The organism is Nocardia sp. NPDC005998 (genome assembly GCF_040614395.1).
Classification (GTDB): Bacteria; Actinomycetota; Actinomycetes; order Mycobacteriales; family Mycobacteriaceae; genus Nocardia.
Genome location: NZ_JBEXUI010000076.1, coordinates 1 through 15,125, shown reverse-complemented (window position 1 = coordinate 15,125; position 15,125 = coordinate 1). Strand labels below are relative to the sequence as shown.

Here is a 15,125-nt window from a genome sequence, read left to right as displayed (position 1 = left end):
ATCTCACGGCATCGACACACCCGCTCCGGCAACGACTTTCAGCCGCAATCCTGACGGCGGCGATCACCCCTCAGCACTTATGAAACACGCCCTAGCTGGGACGCGGCTGGGAACTACCCGAATGCGCTGGCGCGGTGGGGGTTCGCGACAGCGGCTCCGCGCCGGTGCCACCGACGCCCGCGCGCACCTGGCCTCCGCTATCGGCGCAACCGCGCTCGGTTGGCACATGCCGTCATCGTGGCATCTTCCCGTTGAACTTCTTTCCGCGAATCGGGCCGGAACACCATTAGATCCATGGTCTTCGATTTATTTGACCAGTTTCGTTCAATGCGCTCGATCAGTTTCGATAAGACGTTTGACCAGTTTTATCGTTTTCCCAGAAGGATGGATTTCCGATTTGTTTGTGCACTTCGCGCACATCCAGCTTTTGATCGCACGGCTACGCTTGGCCCTCCTGGTGTCGGTGGTAGCGGCAATACTTGCGGGATGCGGCGCACCTGATCGAACTTCCGATCCCGTGCCGGGGTTTGTATGGAGGCATTCGGCCATGAGTTCGAGCAGGCGGCGCCTGCCTCGTCGAGGCATATCAGGGCTAGCATGAAGAAATAGGGCCGCCGGTTCGAAAGTGCTGCCAACCAGCCAGTGGAGGTTCCGTCATGCCCATATCACCCACCGTGGACACCTGCCTACGCAAGGCAGGTGTCGAGTTCGACGTCGTGCGACATCCGCACAGCCACAGCAGCACCGAGACAGCCGCAACCGCGGCTATCCCCGGCGACCGACTCGCCAAGACGATCCTGCTCGAAGACGAGCAAGGCTACGTCGGTGCCGTGCTGCCTTCCACTCATCACCTGCGGTTGTCAGAACTGTGGGACCACACTGGACGGCGTCTATCGCTGGCCAACGAGTCCGACATCCGCGCAGTCTTCAAAGACTGTGAACTCGGCGCCATCCCTCCGGTCTGCACTGCCTACGGCATGAAGACACTGATGGATGAAAGCCTGAGCACACAACCCGACATCTACTTCGAGGCCGGTGACCACGAGACGCTCATCCACATGCGCACCGAGCAGTTCATGCGCTTGATGGAACAGGCAGAAACGGGACACTTCTCCTAGACGAGTAAGTCCGCAGCCCGGTCAGTGGTCGTAGGCGATCAGTGACCGGGGCGCTGGTGCGGGTCGCGACTCCCTCGAAGCTGCGTCCGGCGTGGTCCCTGGCCTTTGCGGGTGTCGTTGACCGACTCGATCAGCTGCCGCACCTTCTTCGGCAGCGCCGCACCGAACGGGCTTTCTCATCCTTGCGCGACTCGGTAGCGCATGTGGCGGCAGAACACGAGAGGGCAAGCTCGACAACACGTTTCGCCGAAATTGCCGGATCACCTGGTGATATTGCTGATGCAATTGCCTTCCGAACCGTAATCCACCGTGAAGACCGCAGGCTGGTTGACGCCGGCAGAATTCGTCACCGGTACGGTCACCTCGCGAGTGGGCGCCTGGGGATCGCGGCTCTCCAACGTCCGCGAACTCATCTCGCCCTCGAGAAAGCCGGTGCTGCCGGAGAGCATGTCCGGATTGTTGTCCAGGGCTGATCCGGCGCAGGCCAGACGGTATTTGCTCTCGATATCGTCCTGATTCACCGGCTTTCCGATGACTCGGGACAGATAGCGGCGGACAACGTACCGAGCATCACCATCAGTGAAGGTGTCACGTGCTCCGGTTGCGTACACCCTCGGACACGCGTACCCGGACGCGATTTCGCTGCGCCGCAAACTCACCGTCCGCACCGGTCCCTTCCAGAGCACTGCCCATTGTCCGTCGGCGCCGGGCTGCGCGAGCGCGGCCAGAATACCGTCCTTATCCGCGTACATGGCTCGGGCATTGGACGGTTCAATCGTCCAGCAGTTACCAACCAGACGGTCCATATCACCGCCCACCAGATCGTTCGCCCAGGGCTGCACCGCGCTGGCAGCCTTCGGATTGCCGGATACCTCACCGATCGGCACAGTCGCCGGCGACTGTCCCGATGCCGGGTGCTGCGATTCGCCCGATGTCGCGTCCTGATGCGATATCGGCTGCTTCGCGGAACTGTTTGTTTGCGCATTGTCAGAGCCACACGCGGTCACTACCGCACACGCAGTAGCCGCGGCCAGCACACACACAGCTCGCATCGTGATCTTGATCATGACAGAACACTAAGTTCGCGAATCGCCAGGCAGAAGCCAGACCTTTTCGGGGCAGTGGCCACGAAAAGCTATGGGCCGTCTCGCGAAAACATGTCAAGGGCGTGAGCCCTCGGCGACAGGACTCATCGGTCGTGGGCCGATCCCGTACCTGTGCCACCGGCCACCCCGACGCGATCCCGCTACACGATGATCGAGCCAACTCGCGAGCAGATGAAACTGGCACGGCACTTGCGAAACACGCGTTTCGTAGGACATCGGAACAACATCCGCGTCATGATGGCTGTGGTGAAACCGAGTCGGGGGTGAGGTGGTGGAGCTGCCTGAGATGGCTGGGCGTCTGTTTTCGGCCGAGGAAGCCGACCGGCTCTGGGTGCCATGGACGCCCGCCGAAGTCGCGGAACGAATGTCGGGTGTCGCGGTTCCGTGGTACGTGGCGGGCGGGTGGGCGCTCGAGCTGTTCAGCGAAGGTGCCGCTCGTGCACACCACGACCTCGAAATCGGGGTCCCAGAGGGCCGATTCGGCGAGATCGTCGACGCGTTCCCGGGCTTCGAGTGGGATGTGATCGCGGACGGCCGAATCCTGTCGTTTCCGGCGGACGCGGAGAAGCAGCATCAGACGTGGCTACGCGAACCCGCGACCGGGCGCTATCACCTCGACGTATTCAGGGAACCGCAGGTCGGCGATCGATGGGCGTGCCGCCGCGACCCGGCGATCACCCTGCCCTATGCAGAACTGATTCGCCACACCCGCGAGGGCATTCCCTACGCGATTCCGGAGGCCGTGCTCCTGTTCAAGGCAAAAGCGCCGCGCGACAAGGACGAAGCCGACTTCCGGCATGTACTACCCGCTTTGGACCGATCGCAGAGGTCGCGACTGTCCGAGTGGTTGTCGCGGGTCCACCCCGGTCACCTCTGGCTCGAAGAAATCTGATCCCATCTACTGGGAGTTCGCGAGCTGTTAGTAGTGGAAGTCGCCGCGAGTTGCCGCGCGGTGAAGGTCGACCACTCGGCTGCGGTGAAGATCAGCGCGGGGCCGGATGGGTTCTTGGAATCGCGAACGCCGACAAGGTTGTTCGGGAGAAATGCGACCTCGACGCAGTTTCTGGAGCCAGCGCTACGGCTGCTCTTGAACCACTTCCACTGTGATTGTTCGTTCATCACGACGCGTAGTTCCCGCTTCCCTCCAGGATCGATTGCGCCCAGCACACCACGATGCGATCCGAAAAGGACCAGCACGGTGGATTTTCATGCAATCGGTGCATTATCCCAGGAAGAGTTGCATCCGAACGTGATTTCGCAGCCCGGTGCGCAACCTCGCCTGATTCGGGGCGTCCGAGACTGCCGCTAACTCGGGAGCGAGGTGGTTAGGTTGCAGACAGTGTCGCGGAGCAGCTTTGGCGCGGTATCGAGCGGAATGTCGTACCAGAGGTCGAGTTCCAGGCGGTTGCCCGCGCCGATGGTGACCTCGGTCGGTTGGCGTTTGATCGCCATGGCGTCATTGCTGACCGGATGGGCGGCGTCGGCCGCGTCGGACAACTGATAGTCGGTTGTCTCGGTAGTGTGAAATGTGTTGTCGGTATTGGTGATCGCCACCCGAATGCGCACGAATTGGCCTTTCGGCAGCCATTCGGCATGGGTGCCGAAGAGGTAGCCGTGGCCGGGGTCGACGATCAGGGCTTCGACGGTGAGCTTGGCGCAATCCGTTGGCGTGCGGACGTATTCGGTAGGCGTGACCGACGGTGGAGTCGACGCCGGTGTCGGTCCCGAGGCGCATGCCGCAAGAAGGAGTAGAAGCGGAAGGAACCAGCGCACCAACTCAGGCTAATGCTCATCCGGTCCGAGTGATTCGTGACAGCGAAAAGTGCTCCCCCAACGGCGTGTCCCCGCCGCACCCAATGACCCACGAAACTTACTGGCACTCAGGTGCCCAGCACTCGAGACCAGCATCCGGCCCAGTCCTGGACCGGTGATCACCATGCGCTGGTGCAGGTAAACGTCGAGAGCACATATGCATCAGCGCATTCTCGGTGGGTTGTGGGCGCTGTTTGGTGGTGTTGAGGATGGAGTATCGCGGTGCGGCGCACGGGTGCGGAGCCTGGTACTCGGTTGCCGGTGGGACTTATTTGGGCGATGTGACCGGACCCATCGCCAATACCATCCCGTCCACGCGCGCACTTTGCCCGCGCCATGGCCACCTCCATTCATCGCGGGGGCGGGGCGGCCAGCTGGGTGGAGGAGGGATCTTCGGCTCCGGGCGCGAGGTGTGGTTGAGCGATGTGGGCGCCGGGGAGACCGTCAGTGCCCGAACGAAGCTCATCAATATCGGTGCCAAGCCATCGGTGTATCGGAACTCCGCCGCGCTGAGCGATCTGCGCTGGCTGATCGGCTTCCTCGTCTTCGGAATCCGGCTCTGATACTCGATTTCAGTGTCTATGTGAGATTGAAGCAGCGTGCTGTTCGGCAGGATTATCCGGATTAGGTTCGGGGACCGGAGATTTCGAGTTCGCGGATGCCGGGGTGCGTGGCTGGGTCGGTGGCCGTGAGTTCGAGGCGGACGTAACGGGCCGAGATCGGGCTGGGCAGGGTCCCTGTTGTCGGATCCACGGTCACCGGAGTCCAGGCGTGTTCGTCTGCGGATACGGTGAAAGTGGTTGCGGTGCGGGCGGGTTCGGTCCAGTGCGGAACGATTCGATCGATGCGGGTGTCTTTCCCCAGGTCGACGGTGAGCGCACCCTGCGGTCCGTCGGGTGCCCATCCGGTGGCAGTGCTGCCGTCGACTGCTGCGGCGGCGTATTTGCCGGGCTCGTCGGAGGTGGTCATGACCGGCTTGCAGCGGGCGAGATCGGCGGTCGGGGTCAAGTCCGGGCGTCGGGTGGGGAAGGTGGCGTTGTCGGTGAGCAGGCGAGTTTCGGACTCCGTGCGGATCTGCATCGGTTGACCGTGTGTCAGCGTCAATTTTGTCTCGTCGGGTCCGATGGCGGCATCGAAAGTCCGCCCCTGCCAGTGGATTCCACGTATCGTGAGGCCCTGGTTCAGCTCGGGTGGAAGCGTGGGGGCGATGCGGATGCCGTCGATGTCGAAGCGCAGCCCGAGCAGTCCATTGGTGAAGGTTTGTAGGAAACCGCCCGCTGCGGTGACGAAGGTGAAGGCAGGTGCGCCCGCGAGCGGGTCCTTGGCTCCGACCTTCTCGCCGCGCGCCTCGGCGAACTGTCCGAAGGGTGTGCGCACGAAGGGACGTGCGGCGCGCTCGAGGTAGGTGTCGGCCGCACAGCCGGGGATGCCGATCTTCGCGGCGTCGATGGCATGCACCGAATCGGTCATGGCCGGACCGTCGGGATCTGTTCGCTGCGAATAGTATTCGAGCACACGGGCCGCGACATCCGGCGGCATCGGCCAGTCCAGGGGATAGATCAGCAGGACGGTGTCGGCCTGTTTGATGGGCGCACCGGTGTACCCGTCGAATTGGGCGAAGAGCCCTTGCGAGCTGTCGAACGGCATGCGTAGGCGGTCGGCGATCGTGGTCCACTCCGGCGGGTGCCGTTCGCCGAGAATCTGGGCGGCCCGTGCGGCATTACGCAGGGCGAGCGCGGCGACCGCATTGGTGTAGACCGCGTCGTTCACGCCGTTGCTGTATTCATCGGGGCCCGCGACATTGCGGATGGAGTAGCTGCCGTCGTCATTGCGAGTGACCCGCGAAGCCCAGAATTCGGCGACCTCGCGCATGATCGGCCAGCCGCGGGTGCGCAGGTAGTTGGTATCGCCGGTGGCGGTGAAGTACTGCCAGGCCGCGAGGGATATATCGCCCTGCAAATGGATTTGGGTCAGGCAGTGTGGCGGATCCCAGCTGTGGCATTCGTCGAGATCGCCGCGACTCGCGCTGGTCCACGGGTAGAACGCGCCGCGATAGCCGAGCCGCTGGGCGTTCGCCCGTGCGGCGGGCAGGGTTCGATAGCGGTACTCCACAATGGATTTCGCCAAGTCCGGCGAAAGTTGCAATAGCACTGGGAACATCCAGATGTCGGCATCCCAGAACACCGCGCCCGCATAGTTGTCGCTGCTGAGCCCGACGGGTGAAATGCTGTTGTCCTGTTGGGAATTCGTATTCGAGTACAGCGAGTAGAGCGCGCCGCGCACCCAGGTCTGCACGTCCGGCTGGCCGGGCACCTCGATATCACCGCGCCAACGCTCCCGCCACGCCGCGGACGTATCGGCCAGCAGTTCCGCCCATCCGGACCGAACGGCTCGCTGTGCGGCCTCGTATGCCGAGGCGGCCGGATCGGTTGCGGTGCGGGCGGTGTCGATGCCGATGAACTTCGTCACCTGGTACGTGTCGCCGTCTCGCACCGGGAAACGGACATCTTGGCGCGCACTGAGGTCGCGTGGCGGGGGCGTCGGCTCGATCCCCGACGACTGGATGCCCTGTCCGGGCCGCAGCACCGAGACGATATCGCCGCTGATATCGGTCCCATCGGTGTGGAAGCCGACCTCGATGGCATCGTCATCGCGGGCACCGGCACCGGTGCGGCTCAGCCGCCGCGCCCCCGCGCCATCGATGAGATCGGAGACCACCAACTCGCCCGACCAATGCGCAACGATGGTGAGATGGACCGCGCCGACGTGCTGATCGGCCCGATCGGTGAGCACGTCGTAGACCAGATCGGTGGCCTTACCGTCGGGCGCGGTCCAGGTCAGGCGGGTGTGGACCAGTCCACATCGCAGCAGCAGTGTCTGTTCGAAGTTGGTGATCTGGGTCGGGGGAGTGGCGGGTGAATAGGTCTGATCGCCGACGCCGACCAGCAGCCCGGACCAGTTCGGAATGGCCGCGGCGACCTCGCGGTTATCGGCGACGCCAGGTGTGTGCGCGTAGAGACCCGCGACGAAAGCGCCGTCGTATGCGGGCGTGTACAGCGGCCAGCCGGTCATTTCATCGGTCGCGGCATAGCCCATACCCTGTGGTGGAACGCGTAAGCCGAGATAGCCGTTGCCGACGAACGGGTGTGCGTCGATCGGCGCGTCCACCTGCGTATTCGATAGTGCCCATGCCGGGGACGATGCGACGGGATCACCTGGACACGCATCGCTCGACGCCTGATCGGTATGGCGCAGCGCGACGATCACCACCGTTGCCACCACCGCCAGAACGACGGCGAGCGCGATGCCCACCAGCGTGGTGCGACGGCTTGCTCGTTGGAAAGACTTGACGATCCCCGACATTCGCGCCTCCACGGCGTGCGCCGACATTCGTGCCGAGCCGCGATACGCGTCGACTACCGCGGGACCGACCACCGGATTTCGCAGTTGCGGGACCCATTCTCGCATCCAGGGTGTGTTGTCCAGCTCACCGCGTGGCGGAATGCGCCCGAACCGGGCGTGTTGACACAGATATGACTTCGGGATTCGGTGCGGTGCGGTTTTCGATTCTGGATCGTTCGCGTGTTCGACGCGGACAAAGCCATCCGGCGGCGCTGCGGGAGACCGTCGAATTTGCGCGGCTGGCCGAGGAGTGGGGCTATCACCGGTTCTGGGTGTCCGAACACCACAGTGTGCCCGGGGTCGCGGGTTCGGCCCCGACGGTGCTCGCGGCGGCGGTCGCGGCGGCGACATCCCGGATCAGGATCGGGACCGGCGGGGTAATGCTGCCGAACCATCAGCCGCTGGTGGTCGCCGAACAATTCGGGGTCTTGGAATCGCTGTATCCGGGGCGGGTCGATATGGGGCTCGGGCGCTCGGTCGGCTTCACCGATGGGGTGCGGCGCGCGCTCGGGCACGACAAGACCGACGCCGATGATTTCGATCGCCAGCTCACCGATGTGCTCGAGTATTTCGCGAGCGGTCGGTCGGGTGTGCATGCGTGGCCCGCGCAGGGGCTGCATGTGCCCGCATTCCTGCTGGCCACCGGATCGGGTGCGGAGCGAGCGGCACGGTTCGGGCTGCCGCTCGTGATCGCCTCGATCGCCGGGGTGGACCGCATGGTCGAGGCGATCGAGCGGTATCGAGCGGAATTCCGTCCGACGCCATGGGGCGCGCAGCCATATGTCGTCGTGTCCGGAGCGGTGGTGATCGCCGATACGACCGAGCAGGCCCATCGACTATTGCTGCCCGAGGCATGGTCGGCCGCATATGCGCGCACGCGGGGCGAATTCCCGGTGCTCATCCCGCCCGGGGAAATCGAGTCGACACCGATGACCGAGCGGGAACGCCGGATCTTCGACGACGCGCTGCGCGACCACATCCACGGCACCGAGGACGAGGTCGCCGACGCGTTGGCGGCATTGATAGCGCGCACCGGCGCGGACGAGATCCTGGTGCACACCAGCACCTACGACCGGGCCGCGCGGCTGGACTCCCATCGCCGACTCGCGCGGCTCACCGGGCTGCTCGATATCGCTCAATCCGTCACGGGGAAGCGGACTTCCGCGGCGGCATAGCCGAAAAGCCTACGACCGTGCGATCTTGCGCCCAGCGCGATCGTCGCGGTGTGCCGGTATGGCTCGAGTGCGGTCACCCGGCCTCGGAATTCGATGGTGAGCGCGGAACACCAGAACCCCGGTGACCGCTCAGCCGTAGACGAGGTCCTTATAGGCTTGGAGGATTCCGCGGATCGACGGCGTCACGAGCAATTCGCCATCCAACGGCGCCCATTCGTAGCCAGCGTGTGCGCTGAGCAGAATTGGACCGGTGGCTGCCACGTCCACGGCGAAATGCAGGCGCCGGACCGGTTTTCCGGCCGGGGACAGGTAGTCGAAGTCGCCGATGTGGTGGGCGATTCCGGTGACGGTCAAACCGGTCTCCTCGCGGACTCCGCGAATCACCGCCGCGGCAACCGACTCGCCCGGTTCCACGGTGGCACCCGGAAGCTTGCGGGTGAGCGGGATCGGCCCCGTGCTGCGGGCCTCCAAAAGCAGTACTTCCCCGCCCCGGTCGACGATCGCACCAACTCGCAGCCCGAAACCGTCACGTTCGCCGCGCGGAAGCGCCTCGTCGAATATCGATACCGACATCGGTGGACTCACCAACCTTTGTTCGGGCGGATGCGCCGCATCAACGTAGAGCAACCCGATCAATGTTATCGCGACATGACCGCCACATGACAGCCGGTACCAGAAGTGCTCTCGTGCAGTAGATATCGCTCGATATCGACAGCTGTGCAGCCCTGGCCCTGCCGAACTGACCGAGGATGGATCGACCTCGGCGACTGGGGCCAACGCCGAGCGCAGCAGCGGCAATGGTCGTGCGCTGGTAAAGAATTTGTCGGCGGCATGTCGATCTATGACGTTCCCCGTTCGACTCAGGAATGAGAGGGTCCGAGCGGGACCCGGATACTCGAGGAGACAGAACCTATGAAGTACATGCTGATCTGGCGCGCCACCGACGAGGCCTACGCGGGGATGGCGAGTATCGACTTCGAGAAGATGCTCGAGACCGTCGGTCGGTACAACGAGGAGATGATCCGGGCGGGCGTGCTGGTCGCCGCCGAGGGCCTCGACGATGCCGGCGATGGCGTGGTCGTCGACTATTCCGCCGAGACGCCCGTGGTCACCGACGGCCCATACGGCGAGACCAAGGAGCTGTTCGGCGGGTTCTACATTCTCAACGTGGCGTCGAAGGAGGAAGCCGTGGAGTGGGCAAAGCGGTCGCCGATCACCGGTTCCGGCTTCAAGACCGAGATCCGCCGGGTCACCACGATCGATGAGTTCCCGCAGGACAACGAGTGGGTCCAAAAGGAGCGGGCGTGGCGGGAAGCGACCGGTCAGCTCTGACCGGATCCAACGGCGATGGCTGATCACACCGGCCGTGCGGCCGTCGCCGCCATATGGCGGATCGAGTCGGCGCGGATCGTCGGTGCACTCGCGCGGTACACCGGCGATTTCGCGCTGGCCGAGGACCTCGCCCAGGAGGCGCTGGCCGAGGCCCTGGTGACCTGGCCACGTGACGGCGCGCCCCGCAACCCGGCGGGGTGGCTGCTCACCGTCGGCCGGCGTCGCGCCATCGACGCATTCCGTCGGCGCTCCGCCCTCGACGAGAGATATGCCGTCCTGGCCCGTGATCTGGACGAGGGCGGTGTGGTCTCCGGGAGCGAACCCACCCGCGCGGCCGAGGACATGCTCTGGGATCCGGACCGGATCGATGACGACGTGCTCGCGTTGATGTTCATCTCCTGCCACCCCGTGCTGTCCCGGGAGGCGAGGCTGGCGCTCACCCTACGGGTGGTCGGCGGTCTGACGAGCGATGAGATCGCCAAGGCATTCCTGGTGCCGACCGCCACCGTGCAGGCCCGGATCACCCGCGCGAAGAAGACCCTGGCGGCGGCCCGGGTGCCCTTCGAGGTGCCGTCGGCCCAAGAGCGGACCGAGCGCCTCGGCTCGGTGCTCAATGTGATCTATCTGATCTTCACCGAAGGTTCCTCGGCCAGCTCCGGTGACGAGCTGATCCGATTCGATATCGCGGGCGAGGCCCAGCGCCTCGCGCGGGTGCTGGCCCGGCTGATGCCGAGCGAGCCCGAGGTCTACGGCCTGCTCGCGCTGCTCGAACTGACCGCGGCGCGCTTCCCGGCCCGCACCGGACCGGACGGCGAGCCAGTGTTATTGGAGCAGCAGGACCGCCGCCGCTGGGACCGCGCCGCGATCCGCCGGGGGCGGGCCGCCCTGGCCCGCGCGGAGCAGGTCGGCCGAGGCCTCGCGGCCTACGGCTTGCAGGCGGCGATTGCCGAATGCCATGCCGTCGCAGCCAATGTCGAGGCGACGAACTGGGAGCGGATCGTACTCATCTACGAGGCGCTGGGCAGACTGGCTCCGTCGCCGGTGGTCGACCTCAATCGGGCGGTGGCGGTCTCCATGGCACAGGGACCGGCGGCAGCGCTGCCGATCGTGGACAGGTTGGTGGCGGCTGCGGCGCTGTCGCATTCGCATCTGCTGCCGAGCGTTCGCGGTGAGCTGCTCACCCGCCTGGGACGCACCGATGAGGCGCGCACCGAACTGGAGCGGGCGGCACAGCTGTGCGGCAACGAGCGCGAGCGGGCGGTGCTGCGGCGCAAGCTCGCCGAGCTCGGCTGACGATGGGCGGTAGCGTCCCTGCTTCGTACTCGAGCTTCACCCAGGACCTGAACGGTCGCAGCTCAAAGTGTTGCTCCGTTGCGCTTCGGGCGCTCTCTGGGGACGAGCAGCGACAGCAGAGCGATGACCAGCCCGCCGCCGACCAGATACAGGCCCCAGCTGCCGGTGAGTAGATCGCGGTAGTCGCTGCGCAACTGTTGGTCGAACTGCTCGTCCAACCGCCACGCGAGCACGCCGAGTGCGGCCAGGCCGACGACGACGCCGAGCCAGCCGATCAGGCGGGAGCCGAACAGCGCGGCGAGCAACACCGCGACGGCGACGCCGACCACGACAACGGCCAGCGACGTCTGGAACGGAACCGACTGAGCACCGATCTGGTCCATGGAACGCCCGGAGCCGAAACCCGCACGCAGATCTTCGAGCCGAACGTCGCGGGCCCCGATCGTGCCGATGAGCGGACCGAACGCGCCGAAGGCCACGGCGACAGCGCACACGAGCAGCAAAAGGTGGACAAAAGTTCGCATACTTCCACGGTATTGCGGTCCGGCTGTTCGCATGTGCCCACCGGCGCACCCCGAGCTCATCGACGCAATTTTTCACAAGATCGCCCAGCATGCCGGACAATCCGGTCCGCGCGATCCAGTTGCGCCTGTTGGCGATTCGGGCGGCGGTCCGCGTCGTCGTGATCGGCGCGTTGGGTGTGGCCGGGCTGGTCGCAGGGATCGTGCCAGGCTGTCCTCGCGCCCATGTTTCTCGTCTGAACGCCCGAGCGATCGGCCGGGGACTCGTAGGATCAGATGATGACGTTCCTCCGAGAATCCGAGGAACCTCCCGACCTCAGCAAGATCGAGAAGCGGGCATCGTCGGTCGCCCAGATGCTGGTCGACCGGGTGGCCGCGACCCCAGACGCGGAGGCGTTCCGATATCCCGACGGCGAGAGCTGGACCAGCGTGTCCTGGCGGCAGGTCGGTGATCGGGTCAATATCCTCGCCGCCGGGTTGATAGCGCTGGGAGTCGAGGCTCAGGACCGGATCGCGCTCGTGTCGTCCACACGGTATGAATGGGTGCTCGTCGATTTCGCCGTGATGTGCGCTGGCGCGGCCACCACCACCGTTTACCCCACCACCAACGCCACCGGCGTCACGTTCATCGTCGCCAACTCGGGCAGCCGTGTCGTTGTTGCCGAGAATCAGACCCAGGTCGACAAACTGATCGAGCACCGCGCCGAACTGCCCGACGTACAGCAGGTGGTGATCATCGACGGCGAGGGCAACGGAGAGTGGGTGATCACTCTGGATGACCTCGAAGAGCGTGGAAGGAAATTGCTTGCGGAATCGCCCGATGCGGTGGTCGCCCGCATCCGCGGGATTCGTCCCGAGCACCTGGGCAGCATCATGTACACGTCCGGCACGACCGGCACTCCGAAAGGAGTTCGATTACCGCATTCCGCATGGACCTACAGCGCTGCCGCGATCGATGCGCTGAATGTTCTCAGCCCGGATGACCTGAACTTCTTGTGGCTGCCGCTGTCCCACGCATTCGGCAAGGTGATGTTGGCGCTGTCACCGCTGATCGGCTTTCCCACGGCAATCGACGGCCGGGTGGACAGGATCGTGGACAACCTTGCGATTCTGCACCCCACCATCGTGGGGGCCGCCCCGCGGATTTTCGAGAAGGCGCACGCGCGCATCGAGGGCATGGTGGCTGAAGAAGGCGGGATCAAGAAGAAGATCTTCGACTGGGCGATCAGGGTGGGCCTTGAAGTCTCGCGTGCCACACAGGCCGGTGTGAAGCCGCCGCTGCTCGTTTCCTTGGAGCACAAAATTGCGGACCGGCTGGTGCTGTCCACCATCCGTGAACGCTTCGGCGGGCGGCTGCGGTACTTCGTTTCGGCATCGGCACCCTTGGACCGCGATGTCGCGCAGTGGTTCGACGCGATCGGCATCACCGTGCTCGAGGGCTACGGCCTGACCGAGACAGCCGCCGCCTCGTTCATCAATCGCCCCGGCGCATACCGGTTCGGTACTGTCGGTAAGCCGTTCCCCGGCACCGAGGTCAAGATCGCCGAGGACGGCGAGATCCTGCTCAAAAGCCCGGGCGTGATGAGCGGCTATCACGACCGCCCCGACGCCACTGCCGAGGCTTTCGACGCGGAAGGCTGGTTCTGCACCGGCGACATCGGCGAGATCGACGCCGACGGCTTCCTGCACATCACCGATCGCAAGAAAGACCTGTTCAAGACCTCCCAAGGCAAGTACGTCGCACCCTCCGCGATCGCCGCGACGTTCAAGGGACTCTGTCCGTATGCCGGAGAACTCATCGTCTGTGGCGAGACCCGACCCTATTGCGTCGCCTTGGTCGGTCTCGATGCCCAGGCCATCACCGAGTGGGCCGATAAGCACGGCCTGGCCGATATGCCGCTCGCTGACATCGCGCGGGACCAGAAGACTCACGACGTGATCGCCCGCTACATCGATGACCTGAACGCCCAACTCAATCGCTGGGAACAGATCAAGAGATTCGGGATCATCGACCGCGAACTGTCCGTCGAGGCAGGCGATCTCACACCGAGTATGAAGCTGCGCCGCAAAATAGTCGTCGGCAACCTCGCGGACCGCATCGACGCCCTCTATGACTGAGGTCGAACGATGGAACGCGGAAGGCGCCACCTCCGGGTGACTTAAGTGCCGCACCGGCAGAAGTCAGGGCAGCGGCGCCGACCACCGCAGCACCGTGCCCCGTTCCTCGCCTTTGGTCACACTGAAGCTGCCACCCGCCTGTTCGGCGCGGGTGGCCAGATTCGCCAATCCGCTCATGCGGGTGATGTCGTCGGGGATGCCGATGCCGTCGTCGGTTACTTCGATGGTGACGTCATCGCCTACACGCAGATGGACCGTCATCGTTGTGGCGTGCGCGTGCCGCACCACATTGCTGACCGCTTCGCGCAGTACTGCCTCGACGTCTTCGGATAGTGGCGGGGCCAGCACGGACAGCGGGCCGGCGAGTCGAACTGTGGTGCGCAGACCGCTTTCTCCGACCATGTCGGCGACGACGGCGTGCAGGCGTTTGCGCAGCGTCGGGGCGTCCGCGGTGGTGCTGTGCAAGTCGAAGATCGAGTGCCGGATGTCTTGGACGATCGATTGGATGTCGGCGATGGTGTCGGTGAGTCGGGATTTGACCTCGGGTGCGTGGGCTCGCTGCGCGGTGCTCTGCAGTGAGAGGCCGACTGCGAACAGCCGCTGAATGACGTGGTCGTGCAGGTCGCGGGCGATGCGGTCGCGGTCGGAGAGCACGTCGAGTTCGCGCATCCGTCGCTGGATGGTCGCCTGCTGCAAGGCCAGTGCGGCCTGATCGGAGAAGGCGGCCATCATCGACTGCCCGGCCTCGTCCAATGGCTGTGCACCGGCCGGTTGTACGGTGGCGAGCACGCCGATGACCGAATCCTTGGCCCGCAACGGAAGAATCAGCGCGGGTCCGAATTTCGAGGGCTCGTAGAAGACCGGCTGGAACCGCAGTTCGTCGACCGCGATGAACTGGCCGGATCGGAACGCTTCACCGGAATTCGATTCGCCCATCGGGATGCGCTCGCCGAGCAGTTCGTCGGCGCCGACGCCTGCGGCGGCGGCGACCACCAGCTCGGTGATGTCCTCGGTGGGGATGTCGGGGTCCTCGGGCAGGGCGAGGAAGGTGCACGCCGACTGAGTGAGGGTCAGGGCCCGATCGGCGACGAGTTCGAGGGCGGTGTCGGGTTCGCCGCCTGCGAGCAGTTCGGTGGCGACATCGCGGTTGGCTTCCAGCCACTGCTGCCGGATTCGGGACTGTTCGTAGAGGCGGGCGTTGGCGATGGCGATACCCGCGGCGGCCGCCAGCGCCTGCACCACGACCTC

14 protein-coding genes are annotated in these 15,125 nt (G+C 64.9%); 7 read left to right on the top strand and 7 right to left on the bottom strand.

Annotation, left to right across the window (positions count from 1 at the left end):
- The first annotated feature begins 656 nt into the window (after positions 1-656).
- Positions 657-1,118, top strand: a complete 462-nt coding sequence (locus tag ABZ293_RS41380; protein WP_355189803.1) for a YbaK/EbsC family protein — start codon at positions 657-659, stop codon at positions 1,116-1,118.
- A gap of 260 nt (positions 1,119-1,378) precedes the next feature.
- Here ABZ293_RS41380 and ABZ293_RS41375 read toward each other — a convergent pair whose 3' ends face one another.
- A complete protein-coding gene (locus ABZ293_RS41375) occupies positions 1,379-2,005 on the bottom strand; it encodes a hypothetical protein (RefSeq protein WP_355189802.1) in 627 nt (208 codons plus the stop codon).
- Positions 2,006-2,510: 505 nt separating this feature from the next.
- Between ABZ293_RS41375 and ABZ293_RS41370 the strand changes: the two genes are divergently transcribed.
- Positions 2,511-3,116: a hypothetical protein gene (locus ABZ293_RS41370; protein WP_355189801.1), complete on the top strand. Its 606-nt coding sequence runs from the start codon at positions 2,511-2,513 to the stop codon at positions 3,114-3,116.
- Here ABZ293_RS41370 and ABZ293_RS41365 read toward each other — a convergent pair.
- Both ABZ293_RS41365 and ABZ293_RS41360 read right to left on the bottom strand, forming a co-directional pair.
- Positions 3,092-3,343, bottom strand: coding sequence for a DUF397 domain-containing protein (locus ABZ293_RS41365; RefSeq protein WP_355189804.1), 252 nt, complete (start codon positions 3,341-3,343; stop codon positions 3,092-3,094). The genes ABZ293_RS41370 and ABZ293_RS41365 overlap by 25 nt on opposite strands.
- A 186-nt stretch (positions 3,344-3,529) precedes the next feature.
- Entirely contained in the window at positions 3,530-3,997 is a 468-nt protein-coding gene (locus ABZ293_RS41360; RefSeq protein ID WP_355189800.1) for a hypothetical protein, read from the bottom strand.
- 455 nt (positions 3,998-4,452) lie between these two features.
- Between ABZ293_RS41360 and ABZ293_RS41355 the strand changes: the two genes are divergently transcribed.
- A complete protein-coding gene (locus tag ABZ293_RS41355; protein ID WP_355189799.1) occupies positions 4,453-4,599 on the top strand; it encodes a hypothetical protein in 147 nt (48 codons plus the stop codon).
- Between the two features lie 61 nt (positions 4,600-4,660).
- Here the strand turns inward: ABZ293_RS41355 and ABZ293_RS41350 are convergent, their stop codons facing one another.
- Entirely contained in the window at positions 4,661-7,504 is a 2,844-nt protein-coding gene (locus tag ABZ293_RS41350) for a discoidin domain-containing protein (RefSeq protein WP_355189798.1), read from the bottom strand.
- 65 nt (positions 7,505-7,569) lie between these two features.
- Between ABZ293_RS41350 and ABZ293_RS41345 the strand changes: the two genes are divergently transcribed.
- Complete coding sequence (locus tag ABZ293_RS41345; RefSeq protein ID WP_355189797.1) at positions 7,570-8,613, top strand: LLM class flavin-dependent oxidoreductase; 1,044 nt, start codon at positions 7,570-7,572, stop codon at positions 8,611-8,613.
- Positions 8,614-8,742: 129 nt separating this feature from the next.
- Here ABZ293_RS41345 and ABZ293_RS41340 read toward each other — a convergent pair whose 3' ends face one another.
- On the bottom strand, positions 8,743-9,186 hold the full coding sequence (locus ABZ293_RS41340) for an NUDIX hydrolase (RefSeq protein WP_354957625.1): 444 nt from the start codon (positions 9,184-9,186) through the stop codon (positions 8,743-8,745).
- 339 nt (positions 9,187-9,525) lie between these two features.
- Between ABZ293_RS41340 and ABZ293_RS41335 the strand changes: the two genes are divergently transcribed.
- Together ABZ293_RS41335 and ABZ293_RS41330 are read left to right on the top strand one after the other, a co-directional pair.
- Positions 9,526-9,945, top strand: a complete 420-nt coding sequence (locus ABZ293_RS41335) for a YciI family protein (protein ID WP_355189796.1) — start codon at positions 9,526-9,528, stop codon at positions 9,943-9,945.
- Between the two features lie 15 nt (positions 9,946-9,960).
- Positions 9,961-11,238 carry a sigma-70 family RNA polymerase sigma factor gene (locus ABZ293_RS41330; RefSeq protein WP_355189795.1) on the top strand — a complete coding sequence of 426 codons (1,278 nt, stop codon included), beginning with the start codon at positions 9,961-9,963 and terminating at the stop codon, positions 11,236-11,238.
- A 62-nt stretch (positions 11,239-11,300) separates the two neighbouring features.
- On the opposite strand, the gene ABZ293_RS41325 is transcribed toward ABZ293_RS41330, so the two are convergent.
- Complete coding sequence (locus ABZ293_RS41325) at positions 11,301-11,762, bottom strand: hypothetical protein (RefSeq protein ID WP_355189794.1); 462 nt, start codon at positions 11,760-11,762, stop codon at positions 11,301-11,303.
- A 276-nt stretch (positions 11,763-12,038) separates the two neighbouring features.
- Here ABZ293_RS41325 and ABZ293_RS41320 point away from each other — a divergent pair, with 276 nt between their 5' ends.
- Positions 12,039-13,877 carry a long-chain fatty acid--CoA ligase gene (locus ABZ293_RS41320; RefSeq protein WP_355189793.1) on the top strand — a complete coding sequence of 613 codons (1,839 nt, stop codon included), beginning with the start codon at positions 12,039-12,041 and terminating at the stop codon, positions 13,875-13,877.
- A 63-nt stretch (positions 13,878-13,940) separates the two neighbouring features.
- Here ABZ293_RS41320 and ABZ293_RS41315 read toward each other — a convergent pair.
- Positions 13,941-15,125, bottom strand: a 1,185-nt coding sequence (locus ABZ293_RS41315) for a GAF domain-containing sensor histidine kinase (protein WP_355189792.1), incomplete at its 5' end; no start/stop codon positions are given.